This is a genomic window from Pseudomonas taiwanensis (assembly GCF_013393345.1).
In the GTDB taxonomy this organism is placed as follows: domain Bacteria; phylum Pseudomonadota; class Gammaproteobacteria; order Pseudomonadales; family Pseudomonadaceae; genus Metapseudomonas; species Metapseudomonas resinovorans_C.
In genome coordinates this window covers 56,325-71,699 of the sequence record NZ_QJRF01000073.1, presented here as the reverse complement: position 1 = coordinate 71,699, position 15,375 = coordinate 56,325, and the positions used below count along the sequence as shown (strand labels likewise).

Here is a 15,375-nt window from a genome sequence, read left to right as displayed (position 1 = left end):
TCCTTGAGGGTTGGCGAAGGGCAATGGATGCGCGGGGCCGAACCCCGCGCGGGGTCAGAACTGGTAGTCCACCTGGGCCAGCAGGGTGCGACCGGGCATGGGCTGGAGGAAGGTGTTGGTGGAGCCGGCGAGGCCGCTGACGAAGTTCAGTTCGTCGGTGAGGTTGAGCACGCGCACGGTCGCGCTCCACTGGGGCTGGCGGTAGTACACCGCCAGGTCGAGGTTGTACTCGTTGGGCACCTTCACGGTCTTCGATAGGTTCAGGTACCAGTCGCTGGTCCACCAACCGGACAGCTCGGCACCGAAGCCCGAATCGAAGCTGTAGTCGAGGTAGCCGCTGACGCTGTACTCGGGAATCTGCACCGCATCGAAGCGGCCCGAGGGGCGCAGGTTGAGGCTGTTGTTGTCGCCGAACACCGTGCCGTTGTCCGGGATGAAACCGGCAGAGGCGAAGCCCGCCTGGGAGACGAACTCGTTGTAGGCGGTGAGGCGGGTGAAGTTCAGGCCGCTGCGCAGGTTGGCGTTGGGCTGGTAGCGCAGGCTGGATTCCACGCCCTTGATGATCAGGCGGGCCATGTTGTTATTGCTGTCCGGCGCCTGGTCACGTTCCTGGCGGAAGGCGGCGAGGGTGAAGAACAACTGGTCCGGCAGGGGCTCGAGCTTCAGGCCCACCTCGTGGAGCACGCTGAGGCTCTTGAACGACAGCGGGTTGAGCAGGTTGGCCCCGGCGCCCGTGCCCCAGCCGATGCCGTTGGTGAAGAAGCCGGTATTGACTGCCAGGGAGCGGTCGAAGGTGTAGTACAGCGTGCTGTAGTCGGTCGGCTTGAACCAGGGGCTGACTTGCACGGAGAACAGTTTGTAGCTGTCGCTGTCCTGGCGCTCGGTGCCGGGGCGCAGGACGAAGGGGTTCTCGATCTGGGCGTCGATCCAGCTGCGGCTGGCGCCCAGGTTCAGGCCGTAGCGCTCAGCGAAGCGCAGGTTGTGCTGGGTGAAGAAGGTCTTGGTGCTCCAGGTGCCTTCTGCCGTGTAGGGTGCAATGGATTCGGCGTAGAGGTGGTGGCCTGCCGGGAACATCGGCGCCAGGTTGAGCCAGCCATAGAGATCGGAAAACTGCGGAACGCCGGGCTGGCCGATCCAGGCGCCGTTACCACCGGCGGGGTTGAGGTTGTTCAGGCCGAGCAGGTCGCCCGGGTTCTTGGTGGACGGGTCCTGGGTCAGGTCGTAGGCATGGATGGTGGAACCGAAACTGTTGTTGGCGGCGATCGAGCGGTTGTATTCGTGGCGGTAGATCAGCCCGGTATTGCTGTCGTCACGTACCTTGAGGCCAAAGAATTCGCCTTCGTTGCCGGAGCGGAACTCGAAGCGGTTCTCGAAGATTTCGTCCTTGGCCTGGACCTGGAAGGCGCCCACCGCGTCGGTGGTGTCGTCGGAGTCCTGGTAGTAGGTGCTGTTGGCCAGGGTGATGTCCGGACTCAGGTCCCATTCGCCGCGTAGCTGGGTGGCGAAGCGGCGTGAGGTGCTCTTGTCCTCGGCGCGCTGGGAAACCTGCGAGTCCAGGTCGACCAGGCCGTTGCCGGCGAGATTCGGGTCGTACACCCAGCCGCGCAGGCTGCCGGGCCTGGCCTGCGTATTGGGCGAGGCCGACTGGAAACTGCCGTTGACCACGCCGAACTGGCCCTGGGCGTTGCGCTGGCGTTGCACCCAGCCGAGCACCGAGGCATCGGCGGCGCCGGAGGAGAGAACGGGCGACCAGAAGGTGCTGCCGTTCTGGAAGATCGGCGTCGAGCGGCCGGCGTAATACTTGCCGCTGTCGGCCAGGTCCTGGGTAGGGCGGTTCCAGCCGTGGGTGATGTTCCAGTCGTAGTAGTCGTCGTAGCTGGCGTTCCAGTCGATGCGAGCGGTGTCACCGCGCCAGGCGAAGGCGCCGTAGAAGGCGTCGAAGTTGTTTTCGACGTTGTCGTAGAAGGTTTCCTGGCGCTGGCGGGTGATGCTCACCCGGTAGGCCAGCGCCTCATTGATAGGGCCGGTGTTGTCCACGGTGAAACGGGTCGAGTCGCGGGACTCGCCGTCGGGAATCCAGCTTCCCACCTCGCCGCTGAGGCGGGTCTTGAAGGTGTCGAAGCTCGGCTTCTTGCTCAGGTAGTTGATGTAGCCGCCGCTGCCGCTGACCGAGCCGTAGACCACGGAGGAGGGGCCAGCAACGATGTCTGCTCCCTCGTAGGCGTTGAAGTTGGCGGGGTGGCGCACGCTGTAGACGCGCTGGCCGTCCTGGAAGATCTCCGAGCTCTGGGCGCGGAACTGCGGGGCGACACCGGCGTTCTGGCCACCGCCACGGGTGATGCCGGGGGCGTACTTGACCAGGTCATCGGAGCTGCGGATCGGGTCATTGGCCAATTGCTCGGCATTGATCTGGTTGACCGAGCGCGGCGTGTCCAGCACGTCCACCTGGCTGCCGCCATAGACCGAGGCCACCGGGCGCACGGGAATCACCGAGGTTTCCGTGTCCAGCTTGCTGCCCTGCACCGTGACCACGCCAAGGCGGGTTTCCTCTGCCTGGGGCTTCTGGTTTTGAGTCTCTGTGTTCTTCGCCTCTTCGGCCGTGGCAGCGGCGCTGATCAGCGCGAGGATGGCCAGGGACAACCTGGACGGACGCCAACCCGCTCGCGCGGGCTGGATGGGGAAAGCGGCGTTGGACATGAACTTCAGTTCTCCGAAAGTGGTTTTTCCAGGGCGAGCCGGTCCGCACCCGCAGGGCGGCCGTTCAGGTTCGAGTGCATTCACGCGGTAGGAAGGAGTTGTCTCTTCACGCAGGCGGGAGTTGTCTCTTGAATCGCCCTTGGGTGTTTCCCGGAGGAGTTCGCGTTGCCTCTTTCAACTGCTGCCCGGGCGGTTTTGTGCTCGGGTCGAATGGGTGATTGCAGGGTCCATGCCATGTCCGGAACGGCGGTTTTAAGCGGAAAAACGGGGCGTTGAGGGTGTGGTTGCTGGAACGGTGCTGGGCACGCGGCAGGGTGTGCTGACTCCGTGCTGCAAATTCAGCAACAGCTACGGCATGAGCCCGGACCGTAGGTTGGTGCAGAGCGCAGCGAAGCCCAACGTTGCGGGGGATCGGATTTCGCGCGTGGGTTGGGATTCGCGTGTTGGGCTTCGTGTAGCTCAGCCCAACCTACAACTGCGGCAGGAACTCGGACCGTAGGTTGGTCAGAGCGCAGCGAAGCCCAACGTTGAGGGGATCGGATTCGCGTGTGGGTTGGGGTTTGCGTGTTGGGCTTCGCGTAGCTCAGCCCAACCTACGTGTGTGGGAGCGAATGGGGCACGCCTTGTAGGAGCGAGCTTGCTCGCGAATGGACCGAGCGCGATTTTCTTCGCGAGCAAGCTCGCTCCTACAGGTTTAGCGCCAGTGAGAGAGGTTAGGCCTGGTCGGCCAGCAGCCCGAGGATGTACCGGTGCAGCCGTGCCAGACGTGCGTCATGGCGTTCGCGGGGGCGCGGGGCGGCGACGTCGAGCACTTCGCGGATGCGGCCGGGGCGGGAGTCGAGCACCACGACGCGGTCGGCCAGGTAGAGCGCCTCGTCGATGTCGTGGGTGACCAGGATCAGGGTCGCGCCGGTCCGTTTCCAGATGCCCAGCAGTTCGTCCTGCAGGCGCTGGCGGGTCAGAGCGTCGAGGGCGCCGAAAGGTTCGTCCAGCAGCAGTACCTGGGGTTCGGCCACCAGCGCCCGGGCAATCGCGGCGCGCTGGGCCATGCCGCCGGAGAGCTGTTCGGGCCGGGCGCGTTCGAAGCCCTGCAGACCCACCAGTTGCAGGTAGTGACGGACCCGGGCGCGTTTCTCCTGTTCGCCCAGCGGGCTGCGATGCAGGGCGAGTTGCACGTTCTCTTCGACGCTCAGCCAGGGGAAGAGGCGGTGGTCCTGGAACACGATGCCGCGATCCACACCGGGCCCTTGGACCGGTTGCCCGGCCACCCGGACTTCACCCTGGTCCGCCTGCTCCAGGCCCAGAACCAGGCGCAGCAGGGTCGACTTGCCGCATCCGCTGGCGCCCACCAGGCAGAGAAACTCGCCGGGGCGGGCATCGAGGGAAAGGTCCCGCAGTACTTCGAGGCGCTGGCCGGGTAACTGGAAGTGCTTGCTGACCCCGTTCAGGGCCACGGTGGCGGCGCTCATGGCGTCCTCCTGGAAGTTGGCGTTCAATACCCGCGCAGCCAGCGCTGGAGCCGCTGCTCCGCCTGGCGCAGGGCGAAATCGGAGAGCACGGCGAAGGTGCCGATCAGGGCGGTGCCGAGCAGGACCAGGTCGAATCTGCCGACCTCGCGCTGGCCCCAGATGAAACCACCCAGGCCGGCAGCACTGGCGCCCATGAGGATTTCGGCGCCGATGGTGGCGCTCCAGGCCACGGCCAGGGCGATACGCAGGCCGCCGAGCCAGGCCGGAAGGATGGCGGGCAGCAACAAGACCCGCAGGCGCTTGCCCCAGCCGAGCTGGTAGGCCCGTGCAACTTCATCCAGGCGTGGCGGTACGGCGCGCACGGCCTGGTAGGCGGCGATGATCATGGTGTAGGTCACCGCCAGGGCGATGAAGATCACCTTGGAGGTTTCGCCGAAGCCGGCCCAGAGCCCGAGCAGGGCGATCCAGCCGAACAGCGGCATCTGTCGCAGCGGGTGGATCAGCGAGCCCAGCAAGCGATCCAGCAGCGGCCAGGTGGCCATCAGCGCGCCCAGCAGGGTGCCGGTGAGCAGGCCCAGGGCGAGTCCCGCCAGCAGGCGCCCGAGGCTACCGAGGCTGGCTTGCGCAAGCAGGTGGATGAGCTCCAGCAACCGCGCGTCCGGAAGGATCGCCGGGCCACGCCAGCTGAGCAGCGCCAGGGTGGCACAGGCGAGTACGGCGCCGATGGCTACACGGCGCACGGGGTAGTCGAGGCTGCTCATGGTCGGGCTCCAGGCAGGCGGTCATGCAGCCACAGCAGGAAGCGGTCACTCAGGAAACCGAGCACCCCGGTGGCGAGCATGGCGGCCAGGACCACGTCCATCTGGAAGTAGATGCGGCCGCTGTTCATCAGGTGGCCCAGGCCGCTGCTGGAGGCGAACAGCTCGCCGAAAATGGCGGCGATCCAGGCCTTGGACAGGCCGATGCGCAGCCCGGCCAGCAGTGCGGGGAGGGCGCCGGGCAGAATCACCTTGCGGTAGCGCAGGACCGGCGGCAACGCGAGCGCGGCGGCGGCCTCCAGCAGGCGCGGTGACAGGCCGAGAATGCCCTCGCGGGTTTTCACCGCGACGGGGAAGTAACAAGCGAAGGCGATCAGGAAGACCTTGTAGGCCTCGTCTATGCCCAGCAGGAAGATGATCAGGGGCGTCCAGGCAATCGCCGGAACCTGGGCCAGCAGGTTGATGACCAGGCCCAGGTTGCGGTCCACCCGAGGGGATAGCGCGAGCACGACGCCGGTGGCGATGCCCACCAGGCTACCGGCGAGAAACCCGGCGGCGACCCGCGCCAGGGTGGTGCCCGCCGACTCCACCAACTCGCCGCTGCCGAGCATCAGCCAGAGGGTTTCGAGCACCTGCGCCGGCGGCACCAGCAGGGTGGCCGGCGCCAGTTCATTGGCGGCCACCCAGTACCACAGGCCCAGCACCAGCAGCGGGGCGGCAAGCGTCACTGGCAGCCGAAGCAGCGGATAGACCAGGGTCATTGCCGGGCAACCTGGGGCAGCGGGTTACCTTCGCGGTCGTACTCCGGCCAGTGCCCTTCCAGCTGCAGTTCACGCAGGGCGGCATCGACGAAGCTGCGGTCCACCCAGGCGTCGATGTCCACCGGGCGGCGGATCAGGCGGTTCTCCAGCATGTAGTTGGCGACTTCCCGGTAGTGGGCCAGCAGGAACGGATCGGGGATGGGCGAGAAGCGGAAGAGGAAGTCACTGTCGCGGTATTCCTTCCATTGCTGCTCGACGCTATAGCCCTGGGGGACCCAGGTCTGGAACAGCTCATCGCCGTTCTTCGGATCGCTGGCCCAGGCGCTGACGCGGATCACCGCCTTGAGGAAGCGCTTCACGGCGGTCGGGTACTTCTGCGCGAAGTCCTCGGCGACGAAGAAGTCTGCCGCGAACTGCCAGTCCCTGGGTGCCTCGCGGGTCGACCAGAGGATACGCCCACGGCCATCGGCGGCCAGGTTGGCGCCATACACGCCGGGTGCGTAGAGCGCGTCGATACGGCCCTGTTCAAGGGCGGTTCGCGAGTCCACCAGGCTCAGGTTGAGGACCTTGAAGTCGGCCTGGGTGAACCCCTTGCTGCGCAGCAGGCGATCGAAACCGTACTCCCAGGGCTGGCCTTTCATGATGGCGATGCGTTTGCCCTTGAGCTCGGCCAGGTCATGGGCGGATGAATCTCCCTTCACCACCAGGTAGGCGTTGTTGCCCCGGAACCCGCCGCCGACGAAGCGCGTCTTGAGGCCGGCGGCACGGCCGAAGATGGCCGGGAACTCGCCGGCATAGCCGATATCCACGGCGCCGCTGGCCAGGGCCTCGTTGCTGGCCACGCCGCCACCCAGCGGATGCAACCATTCGATGCGCACGCCGTCTGCGGCGAACTCCTGCTCCACGGCCTGTCGTGCGGCGGTCAGGCCGGAGTTGGCGCCGGAAAGCTTGGGCGTCAGCGGCGAGCCGGCGCCGGTGGAAATGCGGATCACCTCCGGGAGCGGCTCGGCCATGCCGAGCATGGGCAGCATGGACAGGAGCACGGTCAGGGCGAGGCTGAGATCGAGCAGACGACGATGCGCATCCATGGCGTCAGGCTCCGGCGGGACCGTTCACGGAACGCAGCTCCGGCAGGCTGTCGTGGCTGCGGACCAGCTCGGCGCGTTCACTGCGGAAGTGCGGCAGGATGTGTTCACCCAGGCGATAGGCCTCTTCCAGGTGCGGGTAGCCGGCGAGGAAGAACAGGTCGATGCCGGCCGCGTTGTATTCGCGGATGCGTGCGACCACGTTCTCGTAGCTGCCCACCAGGGCGCAGCCCGGCGGAATGCCGATGTAGCCGAAGCCGGCCCAGACATTGGGGTAGATGAAGAAGTCGTCGTAGCCCTGGGTTTCATTCTTCTCGGTGTAGCCGTGCTCGTAGCTGAGCTTGCGCGCGGTGCGCAGTCCGGCGTGGGCGGCGACCGCCTTGACCGCACCCTTGGCGATGCCTTCGTCGAAGAAACGCTTGGCTTCGGCGCGGGCTTCTTCCTCGGTTTCACGGGTAATCACGTCGATGGACATGCCGAAGCGGATATCGCTGCGGCCGTACTTGAGAGCGCGCTCGCGGACATCGGCGATCAGCGCCCGGACCTCGTCCGGATGCTCGGCGCGCATCAGGTAGTAATCGGCGTGCTTGGCGGCGAACTCGCGGGCTGGAATCGAGGAGCCGGCAGTGCAGATCAGCGGCAGCTCGGCCTTCTTCAGCGGGCCGCGCAGGCCACCGCCTTCGGCGCGGTAGTACTTGCCTTCGTAATGGAAGTTCTCGTTGTGCCAGTAGCCCTTGACCACATCGAGGAACTCGATGGCGCGGTCATAGCGTTCGTCGTGGCTGCTGAAGTCGCCGACCTGGCGCTGAATGGCATCGGAACCGCCGTTGATGATGTTCCACACCAGGCGGTTGCCGGTCGCGCGCTGGTAGGTGGCGGCCTGCTGGGCGGCGACCCAGGGCGTGTAGTGATAGGGCTGGAAGGCTGTGACGAACTTGAGGGTGCGCGTTTCCCGCGCCAGCAGGGAGCAGACGGTCCAGGGTTCTTCGCCTGTCGGTGCGTTGACCATCAGGGCGCCGCCGAAGCCGTTGATCTCAGCGGCGCGGGCGATCTGGCCCAGGTAGTCGATGTAGGTGAAGTGGTCGCCGACGCGGAAGCTGGAGACGGCGCCGGTGCTGCGCTCGCCACGGTTCCAGTCGCCACGGTTGCGGGGGTCGCCGGGCAGGTACTGGGTTTCGCCATGCAGGGGCAGACGGGTGAAGAATTCAATGCTCATGGGGGCCTCGTCAGGAAGCGGTGGATACGGTCGATTGGGATTGAGCAGGTTTCGCGCCACTTCGACGGAAGCCTTGCAGGACGTGGGTTGCGAGCGGCCGTTTGCCCGTGCTGGAGTGGCAGAAACCCCTTGCTGCTGGCGCAGCAGTGCGCCAGCAGCGTTCGGTCTGTCAGTGGCTGGCAGTGACCTGGTTGCTCAGGCTGGGCCAGTAGTTCTCCAGCTTGAGGTCGAGGATTGCCTGGTTGGTGAAGCGGGTCGCGAAGGACGCGGTGATATCGAAGTCCTGGCGGATCAGCTTGTTATCCAGGGCGTACTGGGTGAGGGCGCGGTAGTGGGCCTTGAGCTGCGCATCACTCTTGGGCGCCCAGCGATCCTTCCAGGCCACCGGGTCGTTCTGGTCATCGCGACGCAGCACGCTTTCCGGTGTGCCGGCGCGGGACGAGAGCTGGTAGTAGGCGTCCCTGTTCTGCTCCTGGGAGATCCACCAGGCCGCCTTGACCCAGGCGGTGGCGAGGAGCTGGGTGATCTCGGGATAGCGCTGGATGAAGTCATCGGTGCCCCAGAGGTCGGAGATCAGGCGCCAGCTGTTATCGCCCTGCTTGGTAGACCAGATGATCCGGCCGACGCCCTTGTCTTCCAGCAGGTACGACTCGCTGAGCAGCACGGCGGCATCCACCTTGCCGGCCGACACCGCTGCGGCGCCGACTTGCGGGTTGAGGTTGGCGACCTTGAAGTCATTGAGCTTGAGGTCCTTGCTCGCCAGGTAGTTGCTGAAAGCGAACTCCCACGGGCGTCCACGATGCAGCGCCAGGCGTTTGCCTTTGAGGTCGTCGATGCTCTGCGCCGTGGACGAGGCAGGCACCACCAGGTAGACGTTATTGCCGCTGCCGCCGGGGACGATCAGCTTGCCCGGTACACCACCGGCGCCGCCGATGACCGAGGGTAGGTCGCCACGCACGGCGAAGTCGATGCTGTTGTTGGTGAAGCCCTCGTTGATCTGCGGACCGGCGCCGGCGTGGGGCAGGGCGATCCAGTCGAGCTTCACGCCTTTGGCCGCCAGTTCCTTCTCCAGCCAGCCGTCTTCGATCACCCGTCCCGGGATGCCGCCGAATACCGGCTTACCGCCCTGTGTGTAGGCGACGATGGCGATCTTCACGGAGGCCGGCACCTCGGCCGCGAGGGCCTGGCCGACGGCGAACACTGCGGCGAGCGCTGCCAATCCGGCGCGCCATGGATTCTTCATGGGAGTTCTCCTTTCCAGTTCCTGCCAGTTGGTCCGGCATTTGCGGAGGAAGGGAGCGAAATGCATGCCAGCAACCGCGCGGCTACCTCGAAGCCCAGAGGCGGCGTGGCTTGGAGGCCTGAAAGGATTCGCCTCGCGGGTGTTTCGCGGGTGCTGGGATTTCAGCAGGGGTGCTGGAGGATTGCTGCCGATTCAGCAATCGGCGCAGGGAAATGTACATATATTTCTTTTGGGAATTAACAAATATTTATTAATTCCTTAATTATCTAAAAGGCTTGATGCAAGATGCCCGGGCGCATCAGAAAGCAAGGAATTCGAGATGTCACTGCTCACTCACCCCAATGCCCGTGAACTGACCAAGTCGGTCCGCGCGACCGTGCTGGTCTTCAAGGACCCGCGCTCGCAGGAATTGCTCAGCCGGATCGAGCGGGTGGCGCCCAGCGAGGCCAATGCGCTGATCATCGGCGAGACCGGAACCGGCAAGGAACTGGTCGCCCGCCATATCCACCACCTCAGCCGACGTAGCAAGGAGCCCTTTGTTGCCGTCAACTGCGGCGCCTTCCCCGAAACCCTGGTGGAGAGCGAGCTGTTCGGGCACGAGAAGGGCGCCTTCACCGGCGCCACGGCGAACAAGGCGGGCTGGTTCGAAGCGGCCAATGGCGGAACGCTGTTCCTCGACGAGATCGGCGACCTGCCGCTGGCCATGCAGGTGAAGTTGCTGCGGGTGCTGCAGGAGCGCGAGGTGGTACGTCTGGGGTCACGCACGCCGGTGCCCATCAATGTTCGGGTCATCGCGGCGACCAACGTCAACCTGGCCGACGCCGTGGTGGCCGGGCATTTTCGCGAAGACCTGTTCTATCGCCTGCACGTGGCGACACTGCGCTTGCCGCCACTGCGGGAACGTCCGGGCGATATCCTGCCGCTGGCCGAATTCTTCATCCAGGAACACTGCCAGCGCCTGGGCTACAACCGCGCCGCGCTCAGCCTCGACGCCGAGCGCGTGCTGCTCGGGCACAGCTGGCCGGGCAACATCCGCGAACTGGAGAACGCCATCCATCACGCGCTGCTGGTGTGCCGCAACGAGGTGGTCCAGCCCAATGATCTGCACCTTGTCGACATGCGCACCCAGGCGATCCGTCACGAAGAACGGCTCCCCAGCCTGCCGGCCGCACACAACCCGGCTAACCTGGATGCGGTGCTCAATCAGTTGTTCGAGAAAAACCTGCCAAATCTCTACGAGCACATCGAGGAGACCATCTTCCGTTCGGCCTATCGCTTCTGCCATGGCAACCAGCTGCAGACCGGCAGGCTGCTCGGCATCAGCCGCAATATAGTGAGGGCGCGGCTGGAGAAGATTGGGGAGTTGGGGTGAGCGCCTGCAGTAGGCTCGAAAGGCGAACCTGCGGTCCGCATAGCGATTGAAATCGCCCCCACGGAGTGCAGCGAACCCCATCGTCTTCGGGCATCCGGCGAGTTCGCAATGGTGGAAGTAAAAAGCGACTTCCACCCTACGCGGTCTGGAATGCCGGCTCTTCCTGTGGGGGCGAATTCATTCGCGAAGGAGGCCGCATGCCTCCCGTAGGTTGGGCAGAGCGCAGCGAAGCCCAACGCAGCGGGGTTCCGTTCCGAGGCGATGGGTTTCGTTCCTCTACCCATCCTACGATCTGAAATCGCCTCCACAGGGTTTGTGCCGTGCCTCCTGTAGGTTGGCGCTGAGCGCAGCGAAGCCCAACGTAGCGGGGGCGACTTCGCGCGTTGGGCTTCGTAGCCTCAGCCGCAACCTACGGAAATCGCGAATAAATTCGCTCCCACAAGGGCCGGCGCCTCAGAGCGGCCCGATCTCCACCTTGCCGTCGTGGCGCTCGTTCATCCAGCGCAATATCTGTTCGCCAAACTCGGGAGGGGCCTTGCGGGCGACGCGGCGCACGAGGTCGAGAATGGTCTGCTGGGCGAGGGCTTCTTCCATGCGTTGCTGCGCCTGCTGCATCACGGCGTGGATGGAGCAGGGGTCGGCGACGGCCCAGTTCGGCGCCGGGCATTCACTTCCAAAGATCGCGCAGCGCTCGCGCACACCACGGCATTCGAATATCTGCTTGTCGCCATCGATGGCGCGAACGATATCCAGCACGCTGATCTGGTCCGCCGGCCGTGCCAGGCGGAAGCCGCCGCGCACGCCTTCCGTCGCTGCTACCAGGCCCGCCCGCGCCAGGCGGGTGAAGACCTTGGCCAGCAGTTCCGGCGGCACGCCTTGCAATTCGGCCAGGGTGCGCACGCTGGCTTCGCGGCCGTCGCCTTTCTCGTCTGCCAGGTAGAGGAGGCAATGGATGCCGTACTCCACGCCCGCACTGTACAAAGCCATGGTTAACTCCGACTTATATTGTCGCCATTATGGCGGCCATCTCAATTACGTTTCCTGTGTTTCCAGCTCCGCAAGGGAAGCCTTCCTTCACTTCAGACACCTCAATGCTAAAGGATTGAAGCGTTAACGCCCATAATTGTCGCGGTCTGGAGGGAATGATGGCGACGAGCGGCATGACCCGGCAAGAAAAAATGCTTGCTGAAAATAACTCCGACAAATACAGTCGCAGTTAGCCGGTGTGGTTAGGGGCGATGACCTCACAGCCCGGCATTTAGATGTCGGGCACACCCGCCCGGAACAACCTGACTTTTCGCCTTGTGGAGAGAACCCATGAAACAACGCATCCTGATCGTCGGCGCCGGCTTCGGTGGCATGTGGAGCGCCCTGAGTGCAACTCGCCTGCTGGACCAGCATGGCCGCAATGACGTCGAAGTGGTGGTGCTCGCACCCCAGGCCGAGCTGCGCGTACGTCCGCGCTTCTACGAGCCCGAAGTGCACAAGATGGTGGCGCCGCTGGGCGATCTGTTCGACGCGGTGGGCGTTACCTTCGTCAAGGGCTTCGCGGAGCGCATCGATGTCGAGGGCAAACGCGTGGGCTATCGCGGTGTCGATGGCCAGTTCGCCGACCTGAGCTACGATCGCCTGGTTCTGGCCACTGGTAGCCAGGTGGTACGCCCGGCGATGGCCGGTGTCGAACATGCCTTCGATGTGGACCAGCTGGAGGAGGCTGTGCGCCTGGATCGTCATATCCAGTCCCTGGCCGAGCGTCCCGCTTCCAACCGCCGCAACACCGTGGTCGTCGCCGGTGGCGGCTTTACCGGGATTGAAACCGCCGCTGAAATGCCCGCCCGCCTGCGTGCAGTACTGGGTCAGGATGCCGATGTACGGGTGATCGTCGTCGACCGTGGCACTGAGATCGGTGCCGCCCTGGGCGAAGGTCCGCGTGGGGCCATCGTCGAGGCGTCCACTGAGCTGGGTATCGAGTGGCGCTTGAACAGCGGCGTGGCGTCGGTGGATGCCGCTGGCGTGACCCTGTTCAGTGGTGAGCGAATCGAGGCGGATACCGTCATCTGGACCGTTGGCGTACGCGCCAGCTCGCTGACCGAGCAGGTTCCGGCCGAGCGCGATGGCCAGGGTCGCCTGCATGTCGACGCCAACCTGCAGGTACACGGACATGACGGTGTGTTCGCCACCGGCGACGTCGCCCGCGCGGCATGCGATGACCAGGGCAACCATGCGCTGATGTCCTGCCAGCATGCGATCGCCCTGGGGCGGTCCGCCGGCAACAACGTGGCGGCCAGTCTGCTGGGCGTGGCGTCGATCCCCTACAGCCAGCCCAAGTACGTCACCTGCCTGGACCTCGGTGCCTGGGGTGCGGTGTTCACCGAAGGCTGGGATCGTCAGATCAAGTTCGAGCGTCAGGAAGGCAAGTCCATCAAGCAGCAGATCAACTCCGTGTGGATCTACCCGCCGGCGGCTGATCGTGCCGCAGCACTGGCTGCCGCCGACCCGATGATTCCGGTCGTTGCCTGATACCCCAGTCGTTAGCCCATCGCCTGGGTCGCCCGTCCTGTGACGGCGACCCCAGGCCTCGATTTACATGCCCGGAGCCTGCCATGAGCCTGACGGTCATGATTTCCACCCGCCCCCTGGCTGCCGCAGCCATCGAACAGATCATCAGCCAGTGCCTGCCCGGCGTCGCCTGGACCCTCCAGTCGATATCGGCCGAAGGCAGTTCCTGGCGCCTGCACCTCGCCATCGATCCGTGCTCCGAACCGGTGTCCGGCATGTTCTCGTCGATTCTCGCCAACGAGTGGCTGACCGGCATCGAATTCCTGTCACCTACATCTACTGTTTGTGCGCCGGCGAAGACGCCTGCTCTCCAGTAACGCTCTCGTGGGTGGTCGAGCGTCACTATTCCATGCTTTTGGATGGTGCCGACCGGTGCTTGTTGGAACGATAGTCCGGCTCTAGCCTCAAGCATGGCATTGCCACGCGTGGTCCCGACAACAAGCACAAGGAACCGCCATGACCGCCCAATCGAACCCCTCGCAGGAACTGCTCGATGTGCTGATCGTCGGTGCCGGCCTGTCCGGTATCGGCGCCGCCTGTTACCTGAAGCGGGATCAACCCAGCAAACGCTTCCAGATACTCGAAGCACGCAACGACCTGGGTGGGACCTGGGACCTGTTCCGCTACCCCGGCATCCGTTCCGACTCCGACCTCTACACCTTCGGCTTCGAGTTCAAGCCCTGGAAGGACGAGAAGGCGATCGCCGACGCCAGCGCGATCATGAGCTACCTGCGCGAAACCGTGGCCGAGCACCGCCTCGAGCAGAACATCCGCTATGGCCAGAAGGTGGTAGCGGCGGACTGGCGCAGCGAACGCGCCTGCTGGGAAGTACTGGTGGAGGATGTCGCTTCAGGGCAGCGCAGCATCGTGCGCAGCCGCTGGCTGTTCTCCGCTGGCGGCTACTACCGCTACGACCAGGGCTTCGCCCCGGCTTTCGAGGGTGTCGAGCGATTCCGTGGGCAACTGATCCATCCGCAGCACTGGCCGGAAAACCTGGATTACAGCGGCAAGCGCGTTGTGGTGATCGGCAGCGGCGCCACTGCCGTGACCCTGGTGCCGGCCATGGCCGACAAGGCTGAGCACGTGACCATGCTGCAACGCACGCCCAGCTATGTGATCCCGCTGCCGGCCAAGGACCCTATCGCGTTGCTGCTGCGCAAGTTGCTCCCGGAGCAGACGGCCTATTCCATCGTGCGCTACAAGAACGCCAAGGTGGCGTTGGCCATGTGGCGCTTCTGCCAGCGCTTTCCCAATGCCGCGCGGCGCATCATCCGTTTCGTCAATCGACGTGCGCTGCCCAAGGGCTATCCGGTGGACGTGCACTTCAACCCGCCCTACAACCCTTGGGACCAGCGCCTGTGCGTGGTGCCTGATAGCGACCTGTTCAAGGCACTGGGCAGCGGCAAGGCATCCATCGTTACCGATCACGTCGAGACTTTCACCGAACAGGGCGTGCGGCTGAAGTCCGGCACCGTGCTGGAGGCGGATATCGTCATCACCGCCACGGGCCTCAACGTGCAGGTATTCGGTGGCGTGCAATTGTCCCGCGACGGCCAGCCCATCGCCTGGAGCGAGACGGTCGCCTACAAGGGCATGATGCTCTCCGGCATCCCCAACTTCGCTTTCGCGGTGGGTTATACCAACGCTTCCTGGACACTCAAGGTGAGCCTGCTCTGCGAGCACTTCTGCCGGCTGCTGGGCTACATGGATGAGCGCGGCATGGAGGTGTGCGAGGCCAAGGCACCGGCTGGCATGCCGACCCGGCCGCTGCTGGATTTCGGTGCCGGTTACGTGCAGCGCGTGCTGGCCAACCTGCCACGCCAGGGACCGGGCATGCCCTGGGTGATGTCCATGGACTACTTCAGCGACGTGAAGTTGCTGCGCAAGGGCCCGGTCGCCGACGCCTGCCTGCAATTTTCCGCCGCGCCGGTCGTTCATTCGGCTGCGTCACGGGAAGCGGTGGTGCACAACGGTTTGTAGATCGTGAAACTTCGGAGCGGGCCTTTCGCGAGCAAGCTCGCTCCTACACAAGGCATTGGATTTCGCTTGCGCCGTTGGTGGGGTGCCACGGCGCACTTGTAGGAGCGAGCTTGCTCGCGAACCTTGGGTGCCGGCCTTTCGCGAGCAAGCTCGCTCCTACACAAGGCATTGGATTTCGCTTGCGCCGTTGGTGGGGTACCACGGCTCCCTTGTAGGAGCGAGCTTGCTCGCGAAC

At 64.9% G+C, this 15,375-nt stretch carries 12 protein-coding genes; 4 read left to right on the top strand and 8 right to left on the bottom strand.

The features are described from left to right. Window positions 1-54 precede the first annotated feature (54 nt). The 7 genes from DM872_RS25140 to DM872_RS25110 all read right to left on the bottom strand — a co-directional run bounded on the left by DM872_RS25140 (window position 55) and on the right by DM872_RS25110 (window position 9,229). Complete coding sequence (locus DM872_RS25140; protein WP_179061955.1) at window positions 55-2,697, bottom strand: TonB-dependent receptor; 2,643 nt, start codon at window positions 2,695-2,697, stop codon at window positions 55-57. Between the two features lie 713 nt (window positions 2,698-3,410). Further along, complete coding sequence (locus DM872_RS25135) at window positions 3,411-4,166, bottom strand: ABC transporter ATP-binding protein (RefSeq protein WP_179061954.1); 756 nt, start codon at window positions 4,164-4,166, stop codon at window positions 3,411-3,413. 23 nt (window positions 4,167-4,189) lie between these two features. Continuing rightward, window positions 4,190-4,927, bottom strand: coding sequence for an ABC transporter permease (locus DM872_RS25130; protein WP_179061953.1), 738 nt, complete (start codon window positions 4,925-4,927; stop codon window positions 4,190-4,192). Then, window positions 4,924-5,685 (bottom strand): ABC transporter permease, encoded by a 762-nt coding sequence (locus DM872_RS25125; protein WP_179061952.1) that lies wholly within the window; start codon window positions 5,683-5,685, stop codon window positions 4,924-4,926. Before DM872_RS25125 ends, DM872_RS25130 begins: the two co-directional genes overlap by 4 nt. Further along, window positions 5,682-6,773: an ABC transporter substrate-binding protein gene (locus DM872_RS25120; protein WP_179061951.1), complete on the bottom strand. Its 1,092-nt coding sequence runs from the start codon at window positions 6,771-6,773 to the stop codon at window positions 5,682-5,684. Before DM872_RS25120 ends, DM872_RS25125 begins: the two co-directional genes overlap by 4 nt. Window positions 6,774-6,777: 4 nt before the next feature. Continuing rightward, window positions 6,778-7,986 carry an LLM class flavin-dependent oxidoreductase gene (locus DM872_RS25115; RefSeq protein ID WP_179061950.1) on the bottom strand — a complete coding sequence of 403 codons (1,209 nt, stop codon included), beginning with the start codon at window positions 7,984-7,986 and terminating at the stop codon, window positions 6,778-6,780. A 169-nt stretch (window positions 7,987-8,155) separates the two neighbouring features. Next, entirely contained in the window at window positions 8,156-9,229 is a 1,074-nt protein-coding gene (locus DM872_RS25110; protein WP_179061949.1) for an ABC transporter substrate-binding protein, read from the bottom strand. Window positions 9,230-9,548: 319 nt separating this feature from the next. On the opposite strand from DM872_RS25110, the gene DM872_RS25105 reads away from it, so the two are divergent. Next, window positions 9,549-10,601: a sigma-54 interaction domain-containing protein gene (locus DM872_RS25105; RefSeq protein ID WP_179061948.1), complete on the top strand. Its 1,053-nt coding sequence runs from the start codon at window positions 9,549-9,551 to the stop codon at window positions 10,599-10,601. A 453-nt stretch (window positions 10,602-11,054) separates the two neighbouring features. Here the strand turns inward: DM872_RS25105 and DM872_RS25100 are convergent, their stop codons facing one another. After that, window positions 11,055-11,588, bottom strand: coding sequence for an RrF2 family transcriptional regulator (locus DM872_RS25100; RefSeq protein ID WP_077527252.1), 534 nt, complete (start codon window positions 11,586-11,588; stop codon window positions 11,055-11,057). Window positions 11,589-11,918: 330 nt separating this feature from the next. Between DM872_RS25100 and DM872_RS25095 the strand changes: the two genes are divergently transcribed. From DM872_RS25095 to DM872_RS25085, 3 genes are all read left to right on the top strand, one after another. Next, a complete protein-coding gene (locus DM872_RS25095; RefSeq protein ID WP_179061947.1) occupies window positions 11,919-13,121 on the top strand; it encodes an NAD(P)/FAD-dependent oxidoreductase in 1,203 nt (400 codons plus the stop codon). Window positions 13,122-13,204: 83 nt separating this feature from the next. Beyond that, window positions 13,205-13,477, top strand: a complete 273-nt coding sequence (locus tag DM872_RS25090; RefSeq protein ID WP_179061946.1) for a hypothetical protein — start codon at window positions 13,205-13,207, stop codon at window positions 13,475-13,477. A 139-nt stretch (window positions 13,478-13,616) separates the two neighbouring features. Then, window positions 13,617-15,140: a flavin-containing monooxygenase gene (locus DM872_RS25085; RefSeq protein WP_179061945.1), complete on the top strand. Its 1,524-nt coding sequence runs from the start codon at window positions 13,617-13,619 to the stop codon at window positions 15,138-15,140. The last annotated feature ends 235 nt before the right edge of the window (window positions 15,141-15,375 follow it).

What these genes read in the sequence shown, in the direction of transcription:
- DM872_RS25140 (WP_179061955.1), bottom strand. Translation starts at nt 2,697, where the DNA reads ATGTCCAACGCCGCTTTCCCCATCCAGCCCGCGCGAGCGGGTTGGCGT.
- DM872_RS25135 (WP_179061954.1), bottom strand. Translation starts at nt 4,166, where the DNA reads ATGAGCGCCGCCACCGTGGCCCTGAACGGGGTCAGCAAGCACTTCCAG.
- DM872_RS25130 (WP_179061953.1), bottom strand. Translation starts at nt 4,927, where the DNA reads ATGAGCAGCCTCGACTACCCCGTGCGCCGTGTAGCCATCGGCGCCGTA.
- DM872_RS25125 (WP_179061952.1), bottom strand. Translation starts at nt 5,685, where the DNA reads ATGACCCTGGTCTATCCGCTGCTTCGGCTGCCAGTGACGCTTGCCGCC.
- DM872_RS25120 (WP_179061951.1), bottom strand. Translation starts at nt 6,773, where the DNA reads ATGGATGCGCATCGTCGTCTGCTCGATCTCAGCCTCGCCCTGACCGTG.
- DM872_RS25115 (WP_179061950.1), bottom strand. Translation starts at nt 7,986, where the DNA reads ATGAGCATTGAATTCTTCACCCGTCTGCCCCTGCATGGCGAAACCCAG.
- DM872_RS25110 (WP_179061949.1), bottom strand. Translation starts at nt 9,229, where the DNA reads ATGAAGAATCCATGGCGCGCCGGATTGGCAGCGCTCGCCGCAGTGTTC.
- DM872_RS25105 (WP_179061948.1), top strand. Translation starts at nt 9,549, where the DNA reads ATGTCACTGCTCACTCACCCCAATGCCCGTGAACTGACCAAGTCGGTC.
- DM872_RS25100 (WP_077527252.1), bottom strand. Translation starts at nt 11,588, where the DNA reads ATGGCTTTGTACAGTGCGGGCGTGGAGTACGGCATCCATTGCCTCCTC.
- DM872_RS25095 (WP_179061947.1), top strand. Translation starts at nt 11,919, where the DNA reads ATGAAACAACGCATCCTGATCGTCGGCGCCGGCTTCGGTGGCATGTGG.
- DM872_RS25090 (WP_179061946.1), top strand. Translation starts at nt 13,205, where the DNA reads ATGAGCCTGACGGTCATGATTTCCACCCGCCCCCTGGCTGCCGCAGCC.
- DM872_RS25085 (WP_179061945.1), top strand. Translation starts at nt 13,617, where the DNA reads ATGACCGCCCAATCGAACCCCTCGCAGGAACTGCTCGATGTGCTGATC.